The organism is Nocardiopsis gilva YIM 90087, assembly GCF_002263495.1.
Taxonomy (GTDB): Bacteria; Actinomycetota; Actinomycetes; order Streptosporangiales; family Streptosporangiaceae; genus Nocardiopsis_C; species Nocardiopsis_C gilva.
In genome coordinates this window covers 3,786,759-3,809,863 of record NZ_CP022753.1, presented here as the reverse complement: position 1 = coordinate 3,809,863, position 23,105 = coordinate 3,786,759, and the positions used below count along the sequence as shown (strand labels likewise).

Annotated in this window: 23 protein-coding genes; 13 read left to right on the top strand and 10 right to left on the bottom strand. The window is 69.6% G+C overall.

The genetic code is table 11. The annotated features are described in order from the left end of the window. Positions 1 to 14 precede the first annotated feature (14 nt). A complete protein-coding gene (locus CDO52_RS17285; RefSeq protein ID WP_033299695.1) occupies positions 15 to 983 on the top strand; it encodes a cation diffusion facilitator family transporter in 969 nt (322 codons plus the stop codon). A gap of 121 nt (positions 984 to 1,104) precedes the next feature. Here CDO52_RS17285 and CDO52_RS17280 read toward each other — a convergent pair whose 3' ends face one another. Further along, entirely contained in the window at positions 1,105 to 1,971 is an 867-nt protein-coding gene (locus CDO52_RS17280; RefSeq protein ID WP_017617973.1) for a helix-turn-helix domain-containing GNAT family N-acetyltransferase, read from the bottom strand. A 93-nt stretch (positions 1,972 to 2,064) separates the two neighbouring features. Here CDO52_RS17280 and CDO52_RS17275 point away from each other — a divergent pair, with 93 nt between their 5' ends. Continuing rightward, on the top strand, positions 2,065 to 3,408 hold the full coding sequence (locus CDO52_RS17275) for an FAD-dependent oxidoreductase (protein WP_094932530.1): 1,344 nt from the start codon (positions 2,065 to 2,067) through the stop codon (positions 3,406 to 3,408). A 115-nt stretch (positions 3,409 to 3,523) separates the two neighbouring features. On the opposite strand, the gene CDO52_RS17270 is transcribed toward CDO52_RS17275, so the two are convergent. The 5 genes from CDO52_RS17270 to CDO52_RS17250 form a co-directional block, all read right to left on the bottom strand. Further along, complete coding sequence (locus CDO52_RS17270; protein WP_094932529.1) at positions 3,524 to 4,645, bottom strand: ArsO family NAD(P)H-dependent flavin-containing monooxygenase; 1,122 nt, start codon at positions 4,643 to 4,645, stop codon at positions 3,524 to 3,526. A gap of 168 nt (positions 4,646 to 4,813) precedes the next feature. Continuing rightward, positions 4,814 to 5,731: a carbohydrate ABC transporter permease gene (locus CDO52_RS17265; protein WP_033299693.1), complete on the bottom strand. Its 918-nt coding sequence runs from the start codon at positions 5,729 to 5,731 to the stop codon at positions 4,814 to 4,816. Next, positions 5,728 to 6,690 (bottom strand): carbohydrate ABC transporter permease, encoded by a 963-nt coding sequence (locus CDO52_RS17260; RefSeq protein ID WP_017617970.1) that lies wholly within the window; start codon positions 6,688 to 6,690, stop codon positions 5,728 to 5,730. The genes CDO52_RS17265 and CDO52_RS17260 overlap by 4 nt, the downstream gene beginning before the upstream one ends. Further along, positions 6,690 to 8,054, bottom strand: coding sequence for an ABC transporter substrate-binding protein (locus tag CDO52_RS17255; protein WP_017617969.1), 1,365 nt, complete (start codon positions 8,052 to 8,054; stop codon positions 6,690 to 6,692). Before CDO52_RS17255 ends, CDO52_RS17260 begins: the two co-directional genes overlap by 1 nt. Before the next feature lie 38 nt (positions 8,055 to 8,092). Next, positions 8,093 to 9,103: a zinc-dependent alcohol dehydrogenase family protein gene (locus tag CDO52_RS17250; RefSeq protein ID WP_017617968.1), complete on the bottom strand. Its 1,011-nt coding sequence runs from the start codon at positions 9,101 to 9,103 to the stop codon at positions 8,093 to 8,095. Positions 9,104 to 9,326: 223 nt separating this feature from the next. Between CDO52_RS17250 and CDO52_RS17245 the strand changes: the two genes are divergently transcribed. The 6 genes from CDO52_RS17245 to CDO52_RS17220 all read left to right on the top strand — a co-directional run bounded on the left by CDO52_RS17245 (position 9,327) and on the right by CDO52_RS17220 (position 15,786). Next, positions 9,327 to 10,241: a sugar-binding transcriptional regulator gene (locus CDO52_RS17245; RefSeq protein WP_026125658.1), complete on the top strand. Its 915-nt coding sequence runs from the start codon at positions 9,327 to 9,329 to the stop codon at positions 10,239 to 10,241. A gap of 472 nt (positions 10,242 to 10,713) precedes the next feature. After that, positions 10,714 to 12,291, top strand: coding sequence for a BCCT family transporter (locus CDO52_RS17240; RefSeq protein ID WP_017617966.1), 1,578 nt, complete (start codon positions 10,714 to 10,716; stop codon positions 12,289 to 12,291). A 520-nt stretch (positions 12,292 to 12,811) separates the two neighbouring features. Continuing rightward, complete coding sequence (locus CDO52_RS27660; RefSeq protein WP_157745627.1) at positions 12,812 to 13,036, top strand: hypothetical protein; 225 nt, start codon at positions 12,812 to 12,814, stop codon at positions 13,034 to 13,036. A 10-nt stretch (positions 13,037 to 13,046) separates the two neighbouring features. Then, positions 13,047 to 13,778, top strand: coding sequence for a hypothetical protein (locus tag CDO52_RS17230; protein ID WP_094932528.1), 732 nt, complete (start codon positions 13,047 to 13,049; stop codon positions 13,776 to 13,778). Beyond that, positions 13,778 to 14,710: a DUF6895 family protein gene (locus CDO52_RS17225; RefSeq protein WP_017617963.1), complete on the top strand. Its 933-nt coding sequence runs from the start codon at positions 13,778 to 13,780 to the stop codon at positions 14,708 to 14,710. Before CDO52_RS17230 ends, CDO52_RS17225 begins: the two co-directional genes overlap by 1 nt. Next, the gene (locus CDO52_RS17220) at positions 14,707 to 15,786 is read left to right on the top strand and encodes a serine hydrolase domain-containing protein (protein WP_198345747.1); all 1,080 of its coding nucleotides are present in this window, start codon (positions 14,707 to 14,709) and stop codon (positions 15,784 to 15,786) included. The genes CDO52_RS17225 and CDO52_RS17220 overlap by 4 nt, the downstream gene beginning before the upstream one ends. 21 nt (positions 15,787 to 15,807) lie before the next feature. Here CDO52_RS17220 and CDO52_RS17215 read toward each other — a convergent pair whose 3' ends face one another. Then, positions 15,808 to 16,398: a hypothetical protein gene (locus CDO52_RS17215; protein ID WP_198345746.1), complete on the bottom strand. Its 591-nt coding sequence runs from the start codon at positions 16,396 to 16,398 to the stop codon at positions 15,808 to 15,810. Positions 16,399 to 16,406: 8 nt separating this feature from the next. Further along, positions 16,407 to 16,646 carry a hypothetical protein gene (locus CDO52_RS17210; protein WP_017617960.1) on the bottom strand — a complete coding sequence of 80 codons (240 nt, stop codon included), beginning with the start codon at positions 16,644 to 16,646 and terminating at the stop codon, positions 16,407 to 16,409. Positions 16,647 to 16,779: 133 nt separating this feature from the next. Here CDO52_RS17210 and CDO52_RS17205 point away from each other — a divergent pair, with 133 nt between their 5' ends. Together CDO52_RS17205 and CDO52_RS17200 are read left to right on the top strand one after the other, a co-directional pair. Beyond that, complete coding sequence (locus tag CDO52_RS17205; protein ID WP_017617959.1) at positions 16,780 to 17,418, top strand: TetR/AcrR family transcriptional regulator; 639 nt, start codon at positions 16,780 to 16,782, stop codon at positions 17,416 to 17,418. Positions 17,419 to 17,438: 20 nt separating this feature from the next. After that, entirely contained in the window at positions 17,439 to 18,041 is a 603-nt protein-coding gene (locus CDO52_RS17200; protein WP_017617958.1) for a dihydrofolate reductase family protein, read from the top strand. Positions 18,042 to 18,060: 19 nt separating this feature from the next. Here the strand turns inward: CDO52_RS17200 and CDO52_RS17195 are convergent, their stop codons facing one another. Further along, on the bottom strand, positions 18,061 to 19,044 hold the full coding sequence (locus CDO52_RS17195; RefSeq protein WP_152471560.1) for a hypothetical protein: 984 nt from the start codon (positions 19,042 to 19,044) through the stop codon (positions 18,061 to 18,063). 475 nt (positions 19,045 to 19,519) lie between these two features. Here CDO52_RS17195 and CDO52_RS17190 point away from each other — a divergent pair, with 475 nt between their 5' ends. From CDO52_RS17190 to CDO52_RS17180, 3 genes are all read left to right on the top strand, one after another. Continuing rightward, positions 19,520 to 20,065, top strand: coding sequence for a hypothetical protein (locus tag CDO52_RS17190; protein WP_152471559.1), 546 nt, complete (start codon positions 19,520 to 19,522; stop codon positions 20,063 to 20,065). 562 nt (positions 20,066 to 20,627) lie between these two features. After that, on the top strand, positions 20,628 to 20,909 hold the full coding sequence (locus CDO52_RS28825; protein WP_017617955.1) for a hypothetical protein: 282 nt from the start codon (positions 20,628 to 20,630) through the stop codon (positions 20,907 to 20,909). A gap of 54 nt (positions 20,910 to 20,963) precedes the next feature. Beyond that, entirely contained in the window at positions 20,964 to 22,220 is a 1,257-nt protein-coding gene (locus tag CDO52_RS17180) for an MFS transporter (RefSeq protein ID WP_157745625.1), read from the top strand. Positions 22,221 to 22,324: 104 nt separating this feature from the next. Here CDO52_RS17180 and CDO52_RS17175 read toward each other — a convergent pair whose 3' ends face one another. Continuing rightward, complete coding sequence (locus CDO52_RS17175) at positions 22,325 to 23,104, bottom strand: hypothetical protein (protein WP_017617953.1); 780 nt, start codon at positions 23,102 to 23,104, stop codon at positions 22,325 to 22,327. Between the last annotated feature and the right edge of the window lies 1 nt (position 23,105).

Sequence of the window (23,105 nt, the reverse complement as noted above, 5' to 3'; positions counted from 1 at the left end):
AGGCATGACTGTCGGTGAGTGCTGAAGGAAGTACGAAAGCGGTGGTCGTCGCGTTGACGGCGAACCTTGGGATCGCTGCGACGAAGTTCGCGGCAGCGGGCCTGACGGGATCTTCGGCGATGCTCGCCGAGGCCATCCACTCGGTGGCCGACTCAGGGAACCAGGTGCTGCTGCTGGTCGGCGGGAAGCGCGCCCGGCGCGAGGCCACGCCCGAGCACCCGTTCGGCTACGGCCGGGAGCGCTACATCTACGCGTTCATCGTGTCGATCGTGCTCTTCACGGTGGGCGGCCTGTTCGCGCTGTACGAGGCGTGGCACAAGATCAGCGCCCCGCATCCGATCACCGAGTGGCGGTGGGTGCCGGTGGTGATTCTTGTGGTGGCCATCATCCTGGAGTCGTTGGCGATGCGCACGGCGATCAAGGAGTCGAACGCGGTGCGCGGCGACACCGGGTGGTTCACGTTCATCCGGCGGTCGAAGTCGCCGGAACTGCCGGTCATCCTGCTGGAGGACGCCGGGGCGCTCGTCGGCCTGGTGTTCGCGCTGATGGGTGTGGGGCTGACCCTGATCACCGGTGACGGCATCTGGGACGGCCTGGGCACGGCGGCGATCGGCCTTCTGCTGGTCGTGATCGCGGCGGTCCTCGGGGTGGAGATGAAGAGCCTGCTGCTGGGCGAGTCGGCCACCCGCGAGCACGTGCGGTCGATCGAGCGCGCCCTCGCCGACACTGAGGGAGTGGAGGGCGTGATCCACCTGCGCACCATGCACCTGGGGCCGGAGGAGCTGCTCGTCGCGGCCAAGATCGCGGTCGACGCGACCGACGACGCGCGGGAGGTGGCGCGCACCGTCGACAGCGCCGAGGGGCGCGTGCGCACCGCGGTTCCGATCGCGTGCATGATCTACCTCGAGCCGGACATCATGCGTCGAGAGCAGCCGACCGGCGCGCCGACGCCCGGGGCGGAAGGCCAGGGCGCGGAGCGCTGACGCCGGCCCCGATGCCGCGCAGCTATCGCGCCGACCGCTCGACGGTCGGCGCGATAGCTGTTGTACGGGCGGATTCTCGGTCGGGCTGACGGGCGGGAACCCAGCGGCGGCGAGGAGGCCCTCAGCCCCCCTTGCCGCACGCCTCGCCCTCCGGGCAGCGGCGTTCCAGCAGGACGGTGTCGCGCCACTGGCCGTTGTGCCGGGCGATGCGTTCGCGGACGCCGAGCGTGCGGAACCCGGCCATGTGGTGCAGCGCGAGGCTGGCCTTGTTCTCCGGGAAGATCGAGGTCTGCAGCGTCCACAGCCCCTGCCGGTCGGCCTCGGTGACCTGCCGGTGGATCAGGGCCTTGCCCACCCCGCGCCCGCGCGCGGCCTCGCCGACGTAGATCGAGGTCTCGGCGACGCCGGCGTACACCTCCCGACCTGAGACGCGGGTGGCGGCGGCCCAGCCGACCACCTCGTCGTCGATCTCGGCCACCCAGCGGTGGCCCGTCAGCCACGCGGCGTCGAGTGTGGCGGTGTCGGGGACCTCGGTCTCGAAGGTGGCGTTTCCGGTGGCGATGCCCTCGGCGTAGATGCGGCGCACGGCGTCGATGTCGCCGGACCGCATGGCGCGCACCGCCACATCGCCGGGCAGGTCGGTGGGGCAGCAGGGGCGGGAGGCCAGCAGCCCCATGACGGCGTCGGCCGCGTGCGGCAGCCCCGAACAGCAGGCCGCGTTGATGGCGACCTGTGTCGACGTGCCCTCCTTGGTCAGCGTCACGAAGCCCACGTCGGCGAGTTTGCGCAGGTGGTGGGAGATAGTGGGCTGCCCGATGCCGAGGGCGTCGGCCAGCTCGCCGACACCGCTGGTCCCCGGGCGCGACGCGATGGCGTGCAGCAGCCGGACGCGCGTGGGTTCGGCCAGGCAGGCGAACCAGGAGGCGTAGGTCGCGGCGTCGGCGGGGTCGAGTGTCGGGGCGTCGTCTCTGGGCGTCGTCACGGTCATACCTTCATTATCGACCACAGTCGATATTTGATTCCATCGATGTGGATCGATATAGTTCAACTTGATCGATTCTCATCGATGGAAGGATATGTCATGGACGACGGACTGCCGGTCGTTGTGATCGGCGCCGGGCCGGTGGGACTGGCCGCGGCAGCGGAGCTGGACCAGCGCGGCCTGCCGGTGCTGGTCCTGGAAAAGGGCGCGACCGCCGGAGCGACCGTCCGGGAGTGGGGCCACGTCCGCCTCTTCTCCATGTGGCGTGACCTGGTCGACCCCGCGGCCGAGAAACTGCTCACCGCCGCGGGCTGGCAGCGCCCCCACGACGCGACATACCCCACCGGGGAGGAGTGGGCGCGCTCCTACCTGAGTCCCCTCGCCGATGTCCTCGGCGACCGGGTCCGCTTCAACACGGAGGTCATCGGCGTGGGGCGGCGCGGCCGGGACCGGGTGGTCGACGCCGGCCGCCACGAGCAGCCGTTCACGGTGCACGCCCGGACGGCCGATGGAACCGAAGAGCGTATCCTCGCCCGCGCCGTCGTCGACGCCTCGGGCACCTGGACGACCCCCAACCCGCTCGGCGCCGACGGGCTGCCCGCCCAGGGGGAGCGGGCGGCCGACCTCGCCGACCGCATCTCCACACGCATCCCCGACCTCGGCAGCGCCGAGGACCGGCGGCGTTACGCCGGTCGGAGCACGGCCGTCGTGGGGCGCGGCCACTCGGCGCTGACGGCGCTGGTGGCCCTGGCCGAACTGGCCCAGAGCGATCCGGGCACGCGGGCGCTCTGGGTGCTGCGCCGCGGCGAGATCGGCGACGCCTTCGGCGGCGGAGAGGCCGACCAGCTGGCGGCACGCGGTGCGCTGGGCATGCGCGCGAAGGCCGCGGTCGACGCGGGAAGCATCGAGGTGGTCACCGGATTCAGGACAGCCGGGGTGCGGCCCGAGGGCGCCCGGATCGTGCTGGTCGACGAGAGCGGCCGGGAACTCGACCCGGTCGACGAGGTCCTCACCCTGACCGGATTCCGCCCCGACCTGTCCTGGCTCTCCGAGATCCGGCTCGGCCTGGACCCCACGCTCCAGGCCCCCGCGAAGCTGGCCCCCCTCATCGACCCGAACGTGCACTCCTGCGGCACGGTCTACCCGCACGGCGCCGCGGAGCTCGCCCACCCCGAACCGGGCTTCTACCTCGTCGGCATGAAGTCCTACGGCCGCGCCCCGACGTTCCTCTCGCTGACCGGGTTCGAACAGGTGCGCAGCATCGCGGCGGAGATCGCGGGCGACCACGCCGCCGCAGCGCGGGTCGAGCTCACCCTGCCCGAGACCGGGGTGTGCGGTGGCTCCGGCCTCTTCGAAGAGCCGGATCCCACCGAGGAGGTCGGCTGCTGCGGCCCGCCCGCGACGATCCAGCTCACCGCTCGCGACACGTCCGCCTCGGCCTGACCGCTGCGGCCGGACCTGCCGTCCCGCCCGCCGGGCCCGCATCCCGCGGTGCCGTCCCCTCGCCGATGTCCTCAGCGAGCGGGGCGGCACCCCGGGCACCGGGCGCTCGCCCCCCTCAGCCGGCTCTGGCGCTCCGTCCCACGGTGCCGTCCGGCGCCCGCCCCTCCTCGCGCAGGGACGCGGCGATGTCGGCGACCGCGGACTTGGCGGCGCGGCCCGAGCCGATGAGCGTCGCGGAGGCGGGACCCGTCCAGTCGCCGTAGCCGACCATGTGCAGGCGCGGCTCGACGACGCTGCGGGTGCCCCGCACCTCGATGCGCCCGCCCTCGCCGCGCACGCCCAGCGGCCCCAGGTGCCGCAGGACCGGGCGGAACCCCGTACACCAGATGACCGCGTCGAACTCCTGCTCGCTGCCGTCCGACCAGTGAGCGCCCCGGCGCGTGAGGCGCTCGAACATCGGCTGTGCCTTCAACACGCCGCGGTCGCGGGCCTCCAGCACGGGCGGCACCATCACGATGTCGCCAAGTGCCTCGACACCGCCGTCATCCGACACCCCCATCCGTCGTGCCGCCGCGCGCCGCGTGGCCACGTCGAACAGCACCCGGCCGTCCACGTCGTCGGGCAGGAAGCGGGGCGGGCGCAGCGTCACCCAGGTGGTTTCGGCGGGTTGCGACACATCGGCGAGGATCTGCGCCGCCGAGTTGCCTCCGCCCACGATCAGCACCCGCTGCCCCGCGAACTCACGCGCATTTCGGTAGGCGACCGTGTGCAGCTGCCGCCCGGCGAAGCCGTCCATGCCGGGGTAGGCGGGGATGTAGGGGGCACGCCACGTCCCCGTCGCGCTGATCACGTGCCGCGCCCGCCAGGTCCCGGCGTCCGACTCCACGACCAGCGCTCCCGCATCGCGCCGCACCCGGCTGACCCGAACCGGCCGCCGCAGCGGAAGCTCGTACCGCGTCTCGTACGCGGCCAGATAGTCCGCGACGTGTGCGGCCGACGGGAACTCCGCGCCTTCCTCGCGGGGCATCCACCACCCAGGCAGCGGACTGTGCTCGGCCGGAGAGAACAGCCGCAGCGAGTCCCAGTAGTGCTGCCAGGAGCCGCCAGGCCGTTCCTCGGCGTCCAGGATGGCGAAGTCGAGGTGGGCCCGGCGCAGGAAGTATCCCGTCGCCAGGCCCGCCTGTCCGCCGCCGATGACCACGGCATCCAGGGGTGCCGACGATGTCGGGCCCGTCATCGGTCACCGGCCGAGGGGAGGGTGGGGGCGGCGGGAGCGGTGCCGTTCGCACCCGCCAGGGATCGCATCAACATGGATTGATACCACCACCTGTCCGTCGCGGCGTCAAACGGCGCTGGTCGCCGCGTGATCCGCTCCCGCCCTTCCCCGGCGTCGCCGAGCGGCCGACTACTTCACCGCGCCCATCGACAGACCGCGGACCAGCTGGCGCTGAGCGATCCAGCCGACGATCACGATCGGCAGCGACACCAGCGTGGCGGCGGCCGACAGCTGGGCCAGGAACAGGCCCTCGCTGGTGATGAACCCGACCATGAACACCGGGACCGTGGCCGCCTGCACCGCCGTCAGGTTCACCGCGAAGAAGAATTCGTTCCAGGAGAAGATCACGCAGATCAGCGCCGTGGCGGCGATGCCGGGTGCCATGACCGGCAGCATCACTGACCACAGCACCCGCGGCAGCCCCGCTCCCTCCATCTGCGCCGCCTCGACGATGCCGGTGGGCACCTCCAGGAAGAACGAGCGCAGCATCCACACCGCGATCGGCAGGTTCATCGCCGTGTAGAGAATGACCAGTGTCCAGATGTTGTCGAGCATCGCCACCTCCGCGGCGGCGACGTACAGCGGGACTACGACCGCCACCACGGGCAGCATCTTGGTCGAGATGAAGAAGAACAGCGCGTCCTGCGTGCGCCGTACCGGCTTGATCGACAGCGCGTAGGCGGCCGGGACTCCCAGCAAGAGCACGAGTGCCGTCGAGGCCACGGTGGCAATCACCGAGTTGCCCAGGTAGGGCAATATGCCGGAGTCGACCACCGTGCTGAACCGGTCCAAGGTCGGCTGGAACAGTGCCCGCGGCGGGTCGGTGGCGGCGTCGCTCTCGTGTTTGAAGCCGGTCAACACCATCCACAGCGCAGGAGAGACGAACAGCAGGCCGGTGCCCCAGGTCACGACGGTCAGAGCGGTGCCGGCGGCGCGTCGTCCGCCTTCCCCGTGCCGAGCGGAACGCGGCCGGTCGGCACGGCGTGGAGCAGTAGCCACGCTGTTCTCCCCTTCCGTGATCGGCTCTGGCAGAGCTGCGGTGGTCATGAGATCCCCTCCTGCACGGACATGAACGACCGGAAGATCAACCGCAGCGCGAGCATGGCCAGGATGATGGTGCCGATGACGACGATGACGCCCATAGCGGCCGACTGGCCGATGTCGAAGCCCAGGAACGTCCTCTGGTAGATGTAGAAGGGCAGGTTGGCGCTGGCGGTCCCGGGGCCGCCCTGCGTCATCATGTAGATCGTGTCGAAGGTGTTGACCACGTAGATCGACCCGAGCAGCACGCCCAGCTCGATGTAGCGGCGCAGGTGCGGCAGGGTGATCAAGACGAACATCTGCCACCGGTTGGCGCCGTCGACCTGCCCGGCCTCGATGACGTCGCGGCCCTGGCTCTGCAGCCCGGCCAGCACCAGCAGCATCATGAACGGCGTCCACTGCCAAACCAGCGCGGTGACCACCGCGATGACCGGGTAGTTGGACACCCAGTCCATGTCACCCACCCCGAACGGGCTCAGCAGGAAGTTGATCAGCCCGAACACCGGCTCGAACATGATGTGCTTCCACAGCAGCGCCGTGGCCACCGGCAGGATCAGGAACGGGGTGATCAGCATCGTGCGCACCACGCCCCGCCCGAGGAACTTGCGGTCCAGCAGCAGGGCCAGGCCGATGCCCAGCGCCATGGCGACCAGCACGCACGACGCCGTGATCACCACGGTGTTCAGCGCGGCGGTGAGGAACTGGGTGTCGGTCAGCACCGCCGCGTAGTTCGCCAGGCCGACGAACGCCTGCGATCCGGGGCGCAGCAGGTTCCAGGACTGCAGCGAGTAGAAGATGGTGAACAGGAACGGGAGCTGGGTCACGGCGATCATGAAGATCAGCGCCGGCATCAGCGGGGCGCGCCGCGACCACCCGCGGGCCCGTTCCGCCGACCGCGGGTCCAGACGCCGCTCGACCGCTGCCGGCCGCACCGCCTCCGCCCGCGCCGTCGTCGTGGGGCTCATCAGGATTCCTCCTTGTAGGTGTCGCCCACGGCCTGGGCATAGCGCTGGCTCTGCTCCAGCGCTTCATCGACGCTGATGCGCCCGGCGATGGCCGCGCTCAACTGCTGGCTGACCCGCGTTCCCAGGTCCTGGAACTCCGGAATCGCCAGGAAGCCGATGCCGGTGTAGGGAACGGGCTCCGTCGTGGGGTTGGCGGGATCGGCGCTCTGGATCCCGTTCAGCATCGGCTCGGCGTAGGCCCCGGCGACCTCCTGGTACTCGGGGATGTCGAAGGTGGACAGGCGGTTGCCCGGAGGCACCCGCTGCCAGCCGTACTCCTCGCCGACCAGCTTGATGTAGTCCTTGTCGGTCATCCACGACAGGAACTTCCAGGCCTCCTCCTTGTGCTGCGAGGTGGCGGGGATGCCCAGCGACCAGGTGTAGAGCCAGCCGCCCTGGTCGGTGCGCATGACCGGTGCGGGGACGTAGCCGCTCTTGCCGACGATGGTGCTGGAGTCCTCGTCCTCGACGGTGCTGACCATCGACGTGGAGTCGATGAACATCGCCGCACGGCCCTGGCTGTAGCGGTTCAGGCAGTCCCCGAAGCCGCTGTTGGACGCGCCGGGCTGGCCGTGCTCGCGGGCCAGGTCCACATAGAACTCGGCGGCCTCGCGGAACTCCGGCGAGTCCAGCTGCGCGTTCCAGTCCTCGTCGTACCAGCGTCCGCCGTAGGTGTGCAGGAGGCTGTTGAACGGCGCGAGCACCTCGCCCCACCCGGCAAGGCCGCGCATGCAGATGCCCGAGACGCCCGGCTTCGTGCCGTCGACGGTCGCGGCCAGCTTGGCGATCTCCGGCCAGGTGGGGTTGTCCGGCATCTCCACCCCGGCCTTGTCGAACAGGTCCTTGCGGTAGGCGACGAACGACGTCTCGCCGTAGAACGGCACCGAGTACATGTCGCCCTGGTGGGACAGGTCCTCGCGGATGGAGGGGATGAAGTCGTCGGAGTCGTAGCCCTCGGTGCGGTCCATGTAGGGCTGCAGGTTCTCCAGCCAGCCGAACTCCGCCCACTGGGCGGTCTCGTAGTTGCTGATCATCACCGCGTCGAACTCTCCTCCACCGGCCGCGATGGAGGTGGTGATCTTGGCGCGCGCCTCGTTCTCGGGCAGCGACACGAAGTTCACGTTGATGCCGGGGTGCTCAGCCTCGAAGCGTGACTGCAGCGAAATGGCGTCCTGCATCTGCGGGTTGGCCACGATGGCGATGACGATCGTGTCGTCGCCGTCCCCGGCCGCCATGGCACCGGCTCCGGCACAGCCGGTGAGCAGCAGCGCTCCAGCGGCGAGCGCGGCGGTCGGTGCGATGGCGTTGCGCGAAGTTCTGTGCATCAGGGGGATCCTCCCGAACCTGTCGAGCGGCCGAAGCGCTACTGCCGCGCCGCGGCGGCGTCGGGAACGACCTGGACCTTGACCCCGGCTCCCGACCGCGTCAGGTCGAGGGCCGCGGGGAAGTCGTCCAGCGACAGGGCGTGGCTGAGCAGCGGGCTGGTGCGCAGCGCTCCCGACGCCAGCAGGTCCAGCGCGGCACCGAAGCTGTTCAGCACGGCCATCGAGCCGACGACGGTGATCTCGTCGTTGTAGATGCGGAAGGGCGAGAGGCTGACCCGGGCGTCGTCGGCGGCGACGCCGAAGATGAGCAGGCGTCCGCCGCGCTGGAGCGCGTTGAACGCGGTCTCGATCGCGGGCGGGGCTCCGGTGACGTCCACGGCGGCGTCGAAGAGCTCGTCGTGGAGGTCGGCGGTGTCGGTGGCGACGGCGTGCGCGCCGAGCTCGGCGGCGATCTTCAGCCGCTCGGCGTTGCGGTCGACCATGGTGACGCGGGCTCCGCTCTGCTGGAGCAGCTGCTGCAGCAGCAGGCCCATCGTCCCGGCGCCGATGAGGAGGAACCGCTCGCCCGCGCTGACGCCGATGCGGCGGACCCCGTGCACCGCACACGACAGCGGTTCGATAAGGGCGCCCTCGCGGAAGCCCATCTCCTCGGGCATGCGGTAGCAGTTGGCGGCGGGCACGGCCACGTATTCGGCGAAGGCGCCGTCCACGGTGTCGCCGGTGGCGCCCCAGTTGGCGCACAGATTGCCGCGTCCGGCGCGGCAGAACGCGCAGTGCCCGCAGAAGAGGGACGGATCGACGGCCACTCGGTCGCCGACGCGGAGCCCGCCGGGCGCTCCGCCGCCCACGGCGACGATCTCACCGGCGAACTCGTGCCCGGGAACCAGCGGGTAGGGGCTGGGCGGGAACTCGCCGTCGGCGATGTGCAGGTCGGTGCCGCAGATGCCGCAGGCACCGACGCGGATCACCACCCCCTCCGCACCGGGTACGGGATCGGGCCGCTCACCGACGGTGATCGATCCAGGTTGCTCGATGATGGCTGCGCGCACGGGTGCTCCTCGCTGTCCGCCCAGACAGGTATGTGCTCATCTGAGCGGTAGTGTTCTCATATGACTAATGTCATTCAAAACACATGCGAAACCCGATGTCAATGTATGCTTTACCTATGAGCACGGTTGGACTCACATGAGCGAAACGACAGGTCGACGGTCTGCGGAAGGCGAGACCGTCCTCGGGAACGCGGAAGCGGCCCCGGCGCGCGGCCCGGCGGAGCTGGTTCAGGTGGCCGCGATCGCGCGGCGTTTTTACCTCGACGGCCGCTCCAAGGTGGAGATCGCCAAGGAGTTCGGGCTCAGCCGGTTCAAGGTGGCCCGGGCGCTGGAGACGGCCCGTGAGAGCGGCATCGTGCGCATCGACATCCGGCTGCCCGCCCAACTCGACGCCGAACGCTCCGATCGACTGCGCGAGGCCTTCGGTCTGCACCACGCCATCGTTGTGGCGGAGTCCGGCGACCCTCTCCAGACCCGTCGTCAGGTCGGTACGGTCGCCGCCGACCTGCTGAGTGAGATCGTCACCCCCGATGACGTCCTCGGGCTCACCTCGGGGCGCACCCTGGAGATCATGTGCGCCGAGCTGACCCGGCTCGAACCCTGCACGATTGTGCAGCTCAACGGCGTCATCTCGGACCAACCCAACGACACGGGGCCGGTGGAGACGGTGCGCCGCGCCGCGCACATCTCGGGGGGATCCGCCTACCCCATCTACGCGCCGCTGGTCCTCCCCGACGCCGCCACCGCGCGCACGCTGCGCGCCGACCCCGGCATCGCCGCCGCCTTCGGCCACTTCGAACGCCTGACCAAGGCCGTCGTCGCGATCGGCGGCTGGGACGAGCAGACCTCGACCGTCTACCAGGCCGTCAGCCCCGACGAGCGCGCCCGCTACGCGGAGATGGGCGTGCGCGCCGACATGTCGGCCCAGCTCTTCAACACCAAGGGGGAGCAGGTACGCACCGATCTCGACGACCGCGTGCTCAGCGTGCGCGCCGAGCAGCTGCGCCGCGTTCCCGAGGTCATCGCCGTCGCCGGGGGCGCTGCCAAGGCCGAGGCCATTGGGATCATGCTGCGCACCGGGCTCATCTCTTCGCTTGTCACCGACGCCTCGGTGGCCCGGGTGCTGTTGGCGGAGTAGGCCGGTTGACCGGGGGAGGGACAGCTCTCCCCGCACCGCTCGCCAACGGCGACTCCGTGCATGCGCGGTGCTCGTGGGGTCCCCATCGAGGTCCCTGCCCGGGAGTCGCGCGCGGCAGGTGGACGTCCTGGCGTGCACCCACGGTCGCGCGGTGCTCTGCGCGGCACGGGCCCCGCACGCGTTGAACCGCACCACCGGGTGGGATACGGCACATCGGTGCGCAGCCCCTTGTCAGCCGGTCGGACGGGGCGCGCATGAATCGCGTCACCCGCGTCGGCAGGACTGCGGAGGGTAATATCGGAGGTTTGTCGGAAAGCTTCGCTTTCCTTGCCTGCCACCGGCCCGCGTGCCGGCTCCACGGGCCGATGTGTCATTCCGGCCGTGGACGGACTTCGAGGAGTGTCCTCCAATCCCCACGATCAACGATCAGCGTTCGCCCCTGGCCAAAACCGGACGGGCGGACGTCTGGGTCATGACCGTCAGCGGCGGTCTGCTGGCTGCCTTCGTCGGCGCGACCCTCATCGCGCCCGACACCGCCGGGGCGGCCGTGGGCGCCGCGTTCACCTGGTCAGCCGACTGGTTCGGCGCCTACTGGCAACTGCTCCTGCTGGCCACCTTCGCGGTCGCCGCCGTGCTCGCCTTCTCCCGCTACGGCCGGGTGCGCATGGGCGGAACCGCTACGCCCGAGTTCAGCCGCTTCCGGTGGGTCGCCATGGTGCTGACGACCCTCCTCGCGGCCGGCGGCGTGTTCTGGGCCGCGGCGGAGCCGATCGCCCACTACACCACGACCCCGCCGCAGTACGCCGACTCCGTCGATGGGCCCATGGCCGGCGTCGCCGTGGCGCTCGCCCAGAGCTTCACGCACTGGGGTTTCGGGTCCTGGGCCATCGGCGGGTCGCTCGCCACCCTGGTCATGATGCACGGCGTTCAGAAGGGCATGCCCCTGCGTCCGCGGACGCTCCTGTACCCGCTCATGGGCGAGCGGATCCGCACGCACTGGCTCGGGACGGTAACCGACATCGCCTGCATCGCGGCGACCGTCGCCGGCACCGTGGGACCGCTCGGTTTCCTCGGTCTGCAGGTGTCCTACATGTCGGGCATCCTTTTCGGCACGCCCGACGGCTACGCCGTCCAGGCGGGCATCATCCTCAGCATCACCGTGGTCGCCGCGATCTCCCTGCTCAGCGGGATCTCGCGCGGAATCCAGCTGCTGAGTCGGATCAACGTGTGGGCGGCAGTCGCCCTCCTCCTGGCCATCGTCGCCCTCGGATCGGGGGCGTTCGTCGTCGACGCGTACCTCCAGGCGAGCGCGGTCTACGCCCGCGAGTTCGTCACGATGTCGCTGTTCCGCGGCGACGGCGACTGGCTCGCCTACTGGACCGTGTTCTTCTTCGGCTGGTTCCTCGGCTACGCGCCCATGATGGCGATCTTCATCGCCCGAATCTCCCGCGGCCGCACCGTGCGCGACATCTTCCTCGGCGCGACCGTCCTTCCCGCGGTCGTCACCAACATGTGGTTCAGCGCGCTTGGAGGCACGGGCCTCTATCTCGAACTGCAGCGACCCGGCGTCATCTCGGATCCCTACGCCGAGCACGGGCTCCCCGCCGCGGCGATGTCCATCATCCAGGCGCTGCCCTTCACCGCCGTGCTCGGTGTGATCATGGTGGTCGTGTCGCTGGTGTTCTTAGCCTCCACCATGGACACCATGTCCTACACCATCTCGGCGTCGAGCATGCACCAGGGTGAACCCACGGGGTGGGTCCGCATGTTCTGGTGCCTCGGCATGGGACTGGCGGGAGCTGCCCTGCTGGGCGTCGGAGACGGCGGGGTCGACGCGCTTCAGTCGTTCATCGTGGTCGCGGCCGTCCCCGTCGGCTTCATCCTGTTGCCGACCCTGTGGACCGGCCCACGCGTGGTCATGGAGATGGCGGCCGAGCAGGGCATCACCGGCCCGCCCCGATCTGCGGACGCCGCGGAGGGGACGACCGGTCCTTCGCCGAAGGAGGCAGCGGAGCAGCCGGAGGCCGAGTCGGTCACCGCCGGGAGCTGAGCCGGACGGAGGTGTCCGGGCGTCGGCGCAGCACTCCGCGACGACAAGGGCTCCGACTGCACCGCCGCCACGAGCGCGAGGCGGTCCGTTTCCCAGGCTCTGCCGCATCGCCTGCACGCTGATCCGCTACCGCGGACGCACCACATGCGACGAGATCTCAGTCCCGCTGTCCTGGACACTGGGTGTCCCGGCCAGGAGAGTGGCCAGACAGACTCCGCCGCTATTCCCGCTGACCGAAATGCGGGCCGGTTCGCGCGATACGGTATCGGTAGGAGTCGCTGGGAGATAGGGAGATTTTGTCGGACATATGCGGCGGCATTCCTCGCCGTGAAACGATCTGTTGCCCCCGGTCTTGACATGCGATGACGCGCCACGTCGGGTGTTTTAGTGGATGAATTAGGCGTCAGCCAGAACGCGATATTGGGAATGGCGGGCGCTTGTCGCAACCTGTCGGCAGCCGTCATTCTTGGTGCGATCAGATTCGTTCCAATTCGCAGGGGGGATCGGTATGGCAGCGCACATGTCCTCACAACTCCATGGCGCGGGGGTGAAGGCTGAGGACCAACTGGCGGTGCAGACACTCGTACACGCTGGAGAAACGGCCGAGGCTCCCCCGTACGCGGCACCACGTGCGGATCTCAGTGCCAATCTCAGTCTTCTGCTGTCGGCCAACCCCAACGACGATCCGATCGAGGACACCCACGGCGGCGTGATCCAGAACCTCGCCTGCGCCCGGGCGTTCTGACAATTCGCCCATGCTGACCTCATCGCCCTCGGCCCGAGTCGAGGAAGCCACCCAGGTCCTGGCCGCCGACGCGGCCAGCGCCCTGGCGGCCCCTGGCCGCGCCTTCACGCTGCAACGGCGCGTCGCCGAACTCGATGACAGCGGCACGGGCCTGGGGGCGGTCCGCGTCCTCGGCGCCGACATCCTCGCCCCCTACGTCCTGTGCGACCGGGTCCCGGGGGACGATGACATCGCTGTGGTCCGCGAGGCGGCGCGGGCCTATCCCGCGCCGCCGGTCTCGCCCACCCCCGACCTCGTCTGGGCCGCCCGTGACTGGGCCCTGCGGCGCGTGCTGGCCCGCTTCGCCGTCGATGCCACGACATGGGAGGGATTGTCGCCCGCCGCCGCCGTCGACAGCGACTCGGGCGAGGGGATCGCGGCCAGCATCGACGAGCGCTGGCCCGCCTGGTCGGTCGCCTACGCGCGGCTGTCCCCACTCGCACTGCCCGGACTCGTCGGCGCCACCCGCAACGAGGCCGGACGTCGGCGCGCCGACCTCAGCCGGGGCATGGTCCGCTCGATGCTGCGCCGCGACCACCTCACCGCCGCGCGCCTGGCCCGTTGGCTTGCCCTGGACCACAGCACCGCGCCGGAACCGCTGCTCACTCCTGCGCTGGAGCACATGGCGATGCTCGCCACGGGCGAGCCCCGCACGGCGCTGGAACTGACGATCGCCCACCTCCTCAAGGAACCGAAGCGCTGATGGATGCCGCAAGCATCGGATCCGCCCACCGGGTCGGTGACAGTGCCCTGGACTGGCTCGACCAGGTCCGCTCGTGCTTCGCGCTGGCCCGGGACGTGCCCGACCACGAGATCGACGGAGACGCGCTGAAGTCGCTGAGCGAGCTCGCCTTGGCCGCCGGCCTCGTCCGGCGCGAGGCGGTCTTCGGACCGCGTAGTTCGGGTATCGCCGACTCCCTGTTCGACTTCGCCTGGCGCGAGTTCCGCGAAGGCGACCTCCTCTTCCGGCTGCAGCAGCACACCCCTGCCGCGACCCACCCGCTGGAGATCTACTCCATCTTCGCGGCTGGCGGCTACGAGCACCCCGAACTGGAAGAACTGGCCGCCCATCTGGCAGGGTTGCGTGCCTCACGCGTGCCCGAACATGTGCCCAACCGACGGTTAGCGATGCTCGCCGCGGCCCGAAGAACCGGCATTCCCCTCTACGACGATCCCGCCGACCTCACCGCACTCACCTGGCTCGGCGGCACCCCCGAACCGTGGATGCTGGACGCCCACAACGCCTACGGCGTCACCCACACCGTCTTCCACCTCACCGACTGGGGCGCCCACCCCGACGGACTGCCGCGAGAGCTGGAGGACTACCTCCACCAGTGGCTACCGGTCTGGGTGGAGGTCTTCAACGAGACCTCGTTCTGGGACCTGCTCGGTGAATTCCTCATCGTCGGTACCTGTCTGCGGCACCCGCTCTTCTACCCGCATGTGTGGGCCCACCTGGCACAGGCCCAGAAGGACGACGGCATGCTCCCGAACGGTGTCACCCGCCCATCGAGCGACGCCCAGCGCGCGTTCCGCAACCATCACCACCCAACGATCGTCGCCGTCCTTGCCGCGACAATGACGGTGTCGCGTGCGCTCAGTACCAGCTCGGCGGCATCGGGAGGTGCGGCGTGACGACATCGGCCCAGACTCAGAGCCTCTCCACCCTGCTCGACATCCACATGCGTCCCCTGCTCGCCGAGACGCGCGTGCCCGCTGCGACGGCAGCCGTGATCCGGGGGACGCAGGAGGCGGTGCGGGCCGTCGGCTTCCAGCGGCGCGGGCTGCCGGACCTGGTCGACCCCTACACGACCTTCGAAACGGGCTCGGTCACCAAGACCTTCACCGCCCTGCTGCTCGCCGAGATGGCCGCCAACGGCGACGTCGACTACAAGGACCCGATCGACACCTACCTGCCGCCCGACGCCCGGCCGCGCCGCGGTGAGCGCCCGATCACGCTGCTCGATTTGGCCACCCACACGGCCGGGATGCCCCGACTGCCGCGCAACCTGTTCCCGGGGGCGGTCGCCCAATGGCTCGCCGACCCGTATGCCCGCTACTCGCGCGACGACCTGCACCGCGCCACCGCCCGGCTGCGGCCCGCACCCGCGACGCCGCCTCCGCCGCACTACTCCACGTTCGGGGTCGGCCTGCTGGGCCAACTCCTGGCCGACGCCGCCGGGACCAGCTATCCCGAGCTGGTCGCTGAGCGCATCATGGGCCCGCTCGGGATGGACGACAGCGGCGCGCCACCCGCGATCGCCCCGGCGACGCGCTCTGCCACTGGCCACCGCCGTGGTCGGCCGGTCGGCCCCTGGCACTTCGGTGCCCTCGCCGGCGCGGGAGCCGTTCGGTCCACCGCCGCCGACCTGTTGATCTACCTGCGTGCCCACCTGCGCCCAGAGATGATCAAACCGCCACTCGCCGACGCCTTGCGGGCGGCCCGCGTCCCACGCCGTCTCATGGCGGGGCGTGCCGGTGCCGCCGGGACCAGCATCAGCCTGGTGTGGAACCACCGCGTGATCGGCGGGCAGACCCTGCTGTGGCACACCGGTGGCACCGGCGGCTTCACGGCGTTCGTCGGATTCAGCCCGACCGCCGACGCGGCCGTGGCCGTGCTCGCCAACGCCACGCCCACCTGGCGGCAACCCGCCACACGCGCGGCCCGTCGCCTGTTCCGCGCCGTGCTGTTTCCCGATGGCTCCTTCTGAGAGCTGCGAGCGGCCTCGCCTCTATGACCTCTGGCGCGTGATCCCGGTGTCGGTTCGACGAACCTCCAGGTTCCGCGAGGCGCGGGCGGTGCCCACGCGCAGCGCGCTCTGCTTGCGCTGCCCGTAGGGTGTCAAGCCGCGCGGTTTGAACACAGCCAGCGATGTGACCACGAGCAGGACCACCAGGGCGGCGCCGGCGTCGAACACGAGCTGCGTTCGCACGGCGGTGTGGTCGGTGCTGGCCAGGGCCGCTGTCGTGTCCTCCGCGACTCCGGCCATGAAGCCGATCGGTTGCAGATGCACCAGAAGCAGGACCGTGGCGACGGCGGTCAGCAGGAGCTTGATCAGCACCCAGTAGTGCCGGAACAGGCCCCACGTGGTGCCCAGCGAGGAGATGAGCCCCGTCAGTAGGGAGGCAAAACTCAGCGGGACGATGACCAACCACGCGGTGAGCTCCATCGCGAGGTAGGCGGCCCGCGCGGTCAGGGTGTCCTGGACCGCCAGCCCGGCGACGGCCAAGGCGAGGAAGGTGGCGACCGCTCCGAGCCAGCCGACGGACGAGGTGACGTGGGCGGTAAGAGCGACCTTGCGGAGCCGGGGCGGCATGGTCATGGGCACGCTCACGACCGCTGCGCGCTCTGCTGCTGCTCCGCGACAGCGCCAGAGGACGCCGCGTCGCCTGCGCCGTGTCCGTGGTTCCCCATACCGCCACCGGCCAGGTGAACGATGGCGATGGTCACAAGCACGGCGATTGCGAGGATGCCGAACACCTTCACCCAGCGCGGCATGCCGGTGATGGGGGGCTGATCTGGTGCTGTACCGGTGGCGTCGTCGGCGCGACGCGGCTGCTGGTCGGTCATGGGTGGGCTCCCTGAGGTCGAGGGGGGATGATCGTCGGCGTCGGGCCGTCGCCATGGCACTCTCATTTTATCGATACAAAGTGTCGCTGTCGATTCACAGTGTCTTGTCGGTGGCATTGCCTAGACTGAGGCGGTGCCGAAGCTGTGGAACGAGACGATCGAGGAACACCGCCGCGCGGTGCGAGAGGCCACCCTGGACGCCACGGCGAAGCTGGTCGCCGAGCACGGGCTGACGTCGGTCACGATGTCGCGGATCGCCAAGGAGACCGGCATCGGGCGGGCGACCCTCTACAAGTACTTCCCGGACGTCGAATCGATCCTGCTCGCCTGGCACGAGCGCAAGGTGACCGGCCACCTCGAATACCTCACCAAGGTCCGCGAGGAGACCGGCGGCACGGCGGGGGAGCGGCTCGAAGCCGTGCTGGAGGCCTTCGCCGTCATCCTGGCCCACCGACCCCATGGGAATCACGGTCACCATAAAGGCCACGGGGACCACGCAGGCCATGGAGAACAGGGCGGCCACGGGGCCGAGCTCTCGGCCTTCCTCCACCAGGGCGAGCAGGCCACCGTGGCACATCAACGGCTCCACAACATGATCCGCGACCTGCTGGCCGAAGGGGCACGCGACGGAGACCTCCGAGACGACGTCGCCCCCGACGAACTCGCGAGCTACTGCGTTAACGCCCTCATGGCGGCCCGCGGCCTGCACTCCGAGGCGGCAGCCCACCGTCTCGTCAAGGTCACCTTCGCGGGCTTGCGACCGCCACCATGAGACGAACGGAGACCTCTGCCATGACAGGCTCGGAGAACGTCGATTCGGGGGCGCAGCGCAAGCTGGTCGCCTGGGTGCACGTGTCCATGGATGGGTTCACCGCTGGGCCCGACGGCGCCATGGACTGGCTCGTCGAGCACGCCATCGAGATGATGGAGAGTTTCGAGGGCGTCTGGCGCGGTGCGAGCACGGTGCTGCTGGGCCGGAGGAACTACCAGGGCTTTTCCCAGTTCTGGCCGACGGTGGCGAAGAACCCCGAGAGCCCCGCGCGCGATCGCGACCTCGCCGTGTGGCTCGACGACGTTGAGAAGGTCGTCTTCTCGCGCACCTTGTCCAGCGCGAGCTGGCGTAACGCGCGCATCGCCGCGGGTGATCTCGAAGCGGAGGTCGCCGCACTCAAAAGCACACCGGGGCGGGACATCCTCGTCCTCAACAGCGCCAGCATCATCCAGGCGCTGCTGCGCGCCGACCTGGTCGACGAACTTCGCGTGAACCTGCTGCCCTCCGTACTCGGTGGCGGCCTGCGCCTGTTCTCCGAGGACATCCCAGCCTCGACGTGGCAGCTCGCCGGGACAACAGTGTTCGCCACGGGCGCCGTGGGCCTGCGCTACAGCCGCCGCTGACCTCGGCAGAGGCCACGGACTAGCCAGCAGGGTCGGCGGTGAAGTCCAGCACCCAGTCGGCGAAGTCCGCCGAGCCGACCAGCCCCGCTGTGATCACGGCATGGCCGGGTTCCTGTGCCACGACCCGCGCGCTGCTCACGGGAACCACGTCGATGACGTCGCGGCGGGGCGCGACCTTGCTCCAGCCGGGGTGGAGGGCGTGCAGGTCGGTGATCCTGCGCGTGGCCTGGCGCGCCGCCTCCTCCACGTGGCGCCGAGTACGGGGATGCCAGTCGCGGAATGTCGGCCAGGCCGCGCGGCAGTAGGCGCGTAGCTCTGGCCACGGCGTCATCGGGTTGAAATCGGGGTGGGCCTCGGCGAAGCCCATGAGCAGCTCGTCCAGCCCTTGCCGCCCCTCCGGGACGGTTCGCGCCTGCTCCCACCAGCTGTGCCACTGACGAGCCAGGCGCTCGTCGGACTCGGGGCACCCCAGCGGGGATTCGATCAGGTCGGAAGCTGCGATGTCGGGGCACGTGAAGGCGAACCAGTCGGCGTACGTACTGCTCCCAACGGTCACCCTGGGAGTCCCGATCTCCGTGGGCGCGCGGCCGCCGCCAGGAAGTGGAGGGGGCGGCGGTGGGGTGAACCAGTCGGGCGGGCTTTCGCGTTGGGGAGCGGTGGCAGCGAACGCGCTCAGCCAGGGCAGGTAGTGACGCGAGCCGAAGAATCCGAGGGTGATCGTCGCGTCGCCGGGCTGTTCGCGGAGGACGGTCGGTTCGGCCAGCCCGATGATGTTGATGACGGCAGACTGCCCGGGGGCCATCGAGCGCACGCTCTCGACCATCTGCGAGTGGGGCATATTGGCGTGGAGCTCTACCAACCGGTGGAAGAAAGCGATCCGCCAGCGCTGGAAGGACCCCCATGAAGCGCGGCAGTGCTGGCGCAGCTCGGGCCAACGCGCGAGCTGGTGGAAATCGGGCGGTGGCTGGCTGGCGGCGTCGTGGGAGTCTGGCGGAATGAACATGCGGGGGCGTGCCGTCGGACACTGCCCGGACAGCAGCGCGTCCTGCCACTCCCGCCATTGTCGGGCAGCCTCGGGGTTTCCCGTGGGCCGAGGGATGACCGGGAGAGGAAGCAGGTCTGCGTCCGCGGTTTCGGGGTCGACGAATCGGGTCCAGTCGGTGGCGGTAGGGAAGCGGATCTCGTAAGGAGGCCAGGGAAAGGCGGGAAAGGGGCCAGTGACGTTCAAACGCATTGTCGCCCTTACAACGGTCGCAGATCCTGCGGAGCTTATGTCGCCGCCGCATGAAGGGCAAACTGATCCGCGGAGGGGCCCTTCATCGCCCTGCTGACGGAAAGGTGATCAGTCTTAACGGGTGATAACGGTGATGAGGAAGTAGCGCATCCGGGACATTTATCTCGCTGGCGATCACAGAGCGTGCACAACTACCGTCCTTCGTGCTGTTTCTAACGCGACGCGAAGGGACGGGTGAAACCGCGTGCTGCGCAATGTTCTTGCAGGTCTCGCAATGTTCGGCGCCTTTGCCGCGATGCTGCCGACACCTCCGGCGGTTGCGGAAACAGACAGGGAACCGGACGCCACGGTCCGAGCGGCGATGCTGCTCGACTGTGCCGGACTGAATGATGACGCCTTTGACTACGCCGTTGACAAGGGCTACTGCGAGAAGGCCGCTGAGGGAGGCGATTCCGCGCCTCAGGATGTTCGGTGGGGTGTGTGTGGCTACAGCCATATCTCGATCTACAACGAGGGCTACGGCCGAGCGCGTTGGGAGTACGGATATGGCTCCATCGCGGGAGTGGTCATCTCGCACGAACTGACGATCCGGTGGACCAACGCCGACACCGAGGTCAGTGACAGCTTCTGGGACAACACGAAGGGGATTCCCTCGCCCGCCTACCACTCCGAGTACAGCCGCTCGGTCGGGCGTGGAGAAGTCGTCACGTCCCTCTGGGGGACCACCACCCTGCACTGGGGCGGAACCTGCCAGGTTGAGGTGCCCACGGCCTACGCCAAGATCACCTGACGTACGTCTGCCCGTACCGACGGCACCACCCCGAGCGCGATTAACTCCAGTCGTCGTCAGCGGGCGCGATGCGGCCCCCACCACCAGGCCCGCCGTCGTCATCGTGCGCAGCGGCCCCAGCGGCGACCGCACCACTACCCGCTGCGATGAGCACAACTACGGCCGCCCGAGCGACCGATTGCGTCCAATACATGGCACACGCCCCCTATCTACCGGATGCCGTCGTCGACCCACGGTGTGGCCCCGCAGGCGCACGGCGCAAGGCATTTCGATCAGGATCGAAACCCCTGGGGGCGGCGCGACGTGGCTCGGTTCCTCAAGGGGTCCGGGCCTAGACGAGGTTCTGTACGACGCCGGCATACGCCGTGATCACCGAGTAGCAAGCGGCGGGAAACCCGTTGGCACGCGCGTATCGAGTGCGGCGATACTGTTCCGCATGTGCGAACGCTCCACCGCCCCAGGGCGTCATTTCGTCTGCTTGGCCTGCTGTGTCGCGTTCAAACGGCCCCCGCGTGACGCAGTGACGGAGCCGGTTCTTTCGTGCCCGAACTGCAGAGGTCGGTTGATCGACGCTGGCAACGACCTGGAGGTCCCCAAGAGCGGGGACGACGCTGGATGGCGCGTGCTGTCGGCCCTCCTGCGGGCAGGGGTGACCTTCCACTCCAGGTGCTGCGACGGTCCCGGCTGGCGGCCGCGCACATTGCGGCAGGTCAAGGAGCGCCTGGTGGCGGCCGAACGCACGGGGACCCCGATCGCCACGGCTCTGACCACGCGGGATATCGCCGCGAGCGGGAGAAACACGCACCACGACGTCGACGCGCCCAGCGGAACAGCGTGCGGCTGACGTGGCCCGGCCTTCCACTGCCGCCCGTCGGACGATCTGGGGGAGCGTATGCCTGTGAGTAGCGGTACCGGTGGAGCGAGCCGGGGCGGCGGTGTGCTGGTCGCCGCTCTCGCGATCGACTCGCTCGGCCAGGGGCTGTTCCTGCCGTTGTCGCTGGTCTACTTCACCGAGCTCACTCCAGTCCCGCTGGCGCTTCTCGGCGTGCTGCTCAGTGTCGCGAACCTCATCACCCTCCCGATCCCCGTCTGGGCCGGCGCCATGGCTGATCGGTTCGGTGCCCTCCCCGTTGTCGTCGCGGCCCAAGTGATGCAGGCGGTGGGATTCTTCGCCTACGCGTGGGTGAGCGGGCCCGTTGGGATCTTCCTCGCCGCGAGCCTGGTGGCGCTCGGCGTCCGCTTCTTCTGGTCGGCCATCTTCACCGCGGTCGCGGACTACGCCGACAACAGCACCTCGCAGCGCGGCACGGACACTTGGTACGCGATCAGCAACGGGGCACGAACCGCCGGGCTCGCGGCGGGCGGCCTGCTGACCGGAGTGGTCGTCGCCGACGGGCGCGAGGCCGCCTACCGCGCCGTCGCCTATGGCGCGGCCGTCTGCTTCGCCCTCGCGGCCGTGTTGATCGCCGCGTTCGTCCGCACCGGTCAGCCCCGGCGCCGGCCATCGACCGCACCCGGCCCCGGGTACGCGGCGCTGGTGCGCGACCGCCCCTTCCTCGGGCTGGTCGCCCTCAACACCGTCTACGCGCTGTCGAGCCTGATGCTCGGCCTCGCCCTCCCCACCGTGGTGCTGAGTGGAATCGAGGGGCCGTCATGGCTGACGGCGTCGATCCTCGCGGGTAACGCCATCCTTATCGCTGTCCTCTCCGCGCCGGTCGCGCGCCGCCTGGCGGGGCGACGCCGGACCCGGAGTCTCGTCGGGGCGGCGGTGCTGTGGTCCGGTTGGTGTGCGCTCATGGCCACCCTCGTGCCCGGGCAGCTGGGATGGGTGATCCCGGTCCTGCTGCTCGCGACCCTGCTCTTCACGGCGGCGGAGCTGACGCACGCGCCGGTATCCAACGGGCTGGCCGCGAGTATGGCCCCGGTCCAGGCGCGCGGCCGCTACCTCGCCGTCTTCCAGTACTCCTTCACGATCGCCTCGATCGCCTCGATCGCCGCCCCGGCGTTCTTCGGTGCCCTCTTCGAGGTCGACCATGCGGCGCCCTGGCTCGCGCTGGGGCTGGCGAACGCTGTGACCATCGCTGGACTCCTGCTTCTGGAGGGCCGACTGCCGACTCATGTCCTGCGCGACAGTGCGGAACAGCGGACGGGGTAGGACACCGTCCGTCCGTGGTCCGCGCGTTCCGGGGCCTCAGGGTTCGGCGGGCGCGCGGCCAGGTGGGCCGCCTCGACTGCTTGAGAATGCTGATCTGGGCTTGTTCAGGAGACGGGGAGCAGGGACATCCTGCGGTCGCGGGTGCGGAGGCGCAGGACAACCCCGGCCGCGGCGATGGCGCCCAGGAACCACGCGGGTCCCAGGAGCAGGTGGAGTGTGGGGACGGTGTCGAGGAATCCCGCGGACAGGGCGCTCTGCATGGCCCCGTAGGAGGGGAAGTACTGGACGATGTCGCTCTCGCCGGTCGGGTTGCTGATGGGGTTCTGGAGCCCGACGTCGATGATGCTGAGCATGATGATGAAGAACATCCCCTCCAGCTCTCCGCGAAGCAGTACGCCGAGGGCGACCCCCAGCCCCCCGTAGGCCAGCGCGGCCCCGAACAGCGGCGCCCACATCAGTATCGGCTGCTCGGGGACCCAGAACACGAAGATCACGGCCGCCGAGTAGACGGATACGGACGCGGCGGCGGCCACCAGTGCGGTGAACTTGGCGGCGAGGAGGTGGGGGAAGGGGTAGCCGGCCATGACCAGGCGTTGGTCGAACCAGGCCGATCGGAAGGTGACGATGAACATCATGAAGCCCACGATCACCGTGACGGCATTGATGGCCCCGGAGACCGTGCCGATGAAGTTGCCGTGTGCGGTGACATGGTCGTTGGACGCGCGCAGGAAGATGCGTACCTGGTCGTCGGCGTAGACCCCGTACACCACGTACATCCAGATCGGCACGAACACCACCACCATGACCAGCGCCAGTCGGTTGCGCACGTGCTCAGTAAGCGCGAACCCGGTGGCGGTGCGGTAGCGGATCCAGGCGCGCTGCATG

Bases quoted from the DNA above. Each gene is read 5' to 3' on its own strand.
- CDO52_RS17270 (WP_094932529.1), bottom strand. From the start codon at position 4,645: ATGACGGGCCCGACATCGTCGGCACCCCTGGATGCCGTGGTCATCGGC.
- CDO52_RS17200 (WP_017617958.1), top strand. From the start codon at position 17,439: ATGACAGGCTCGGAGAACGTCGATTCGGGGGCGCAGCGCAAGCTGGTC.
- CDO52_RS17275 (WP_094932530.1), top strand. From the start codon at position 2,065: ATGGACGACGGACTGCCGGTCGTTGTGATCGGCGCCGGGCCGGTGGGA.
- CDO52_RS17265 (WP_033299693.1), bottom strand. From the start codon at position 5,731: ATGACCACCGCAGCTCTGCCAGAGCCGATCACGGAAGGGGAGAACAGC.
- CDO52_RS27660 (WP_157745627.1), top strand. From the start codon at position 12,812: ATGTCCTCACAACTCCATGGCGCGGGGGTGAAGGCTGAGGACCAACTG.
- CDO52_RS17240 (WP_017617966.1), top strand. From the start codon at position 10,714: ATGACCGTCAGCGGCGGTCTGCTGGCTGCCTTCGTCGGCGCGACCCTC.
- CDO52_RS17280 (WP_017617973.1), bottom strand. From the start codon at position 1,971: ATGACCGTGACGACGCCCAGAGACGACGCCCCGACACTCGACCCCGCC.
- CDO52_RS17225 (WP_017617963.1), top strand. From the start codon at position 13,778: ATGGATGCCGCAAGCATCGGATCCGCCCACCGGGTCGGTGACAGTGCC.
- CDO52_RS17260 (WP_017617970.1), bottom strand. From the start codon at position 6,690: ATGAGCCCCACGACGACGGCGCGGGCGGAGGCGGTGCGGCCGGCAGCG.
- CDO52_RS17215 (WP_198345746.1), bottom strand. From the start codon at position 16,398: ATGACCATGCCGCCCCGGCTCCGCAAGGTCGCTCTTACCGCCCACGTC.
- CDO52_RS17255 (WP_017617969.1), bottom strand. From the start codon at position 8,054: ATGCACAGAACTTCGCGCAACGCCATCGCACCGACCGCCGCGCTCGCC.
- CDO52_RS17210 (WP_017617960.1), bottom strand. From the start codon at position 16,646: ATGACCGACCAGCAGCCGCGTCGCGCCGACGACGCCACCGGTACAGCA.
- CDO52_RS17195 (WP_152471560.1), bottom strand. From the start codon at position 19,044: ATGTTCATTCCGCCAGACTCCCACGACGCCGCCAGCCAGCCACCGCCC.
- CDO52_RS17230 (WP_094932528.1), top strand. From the start codon at position 13,047: ATGCTGACCTCATCGCCCTCGGCCCGAGTCGAGGAAGCCACCCAGGTC.
- CDO52_RS17175 (WP_017617953.1), bottom strand. From the start codon at position 23,104: ATGCAGCGCGCCTGGATCCGCTACCGCACCGCCACCGGGTTCGCGCTT.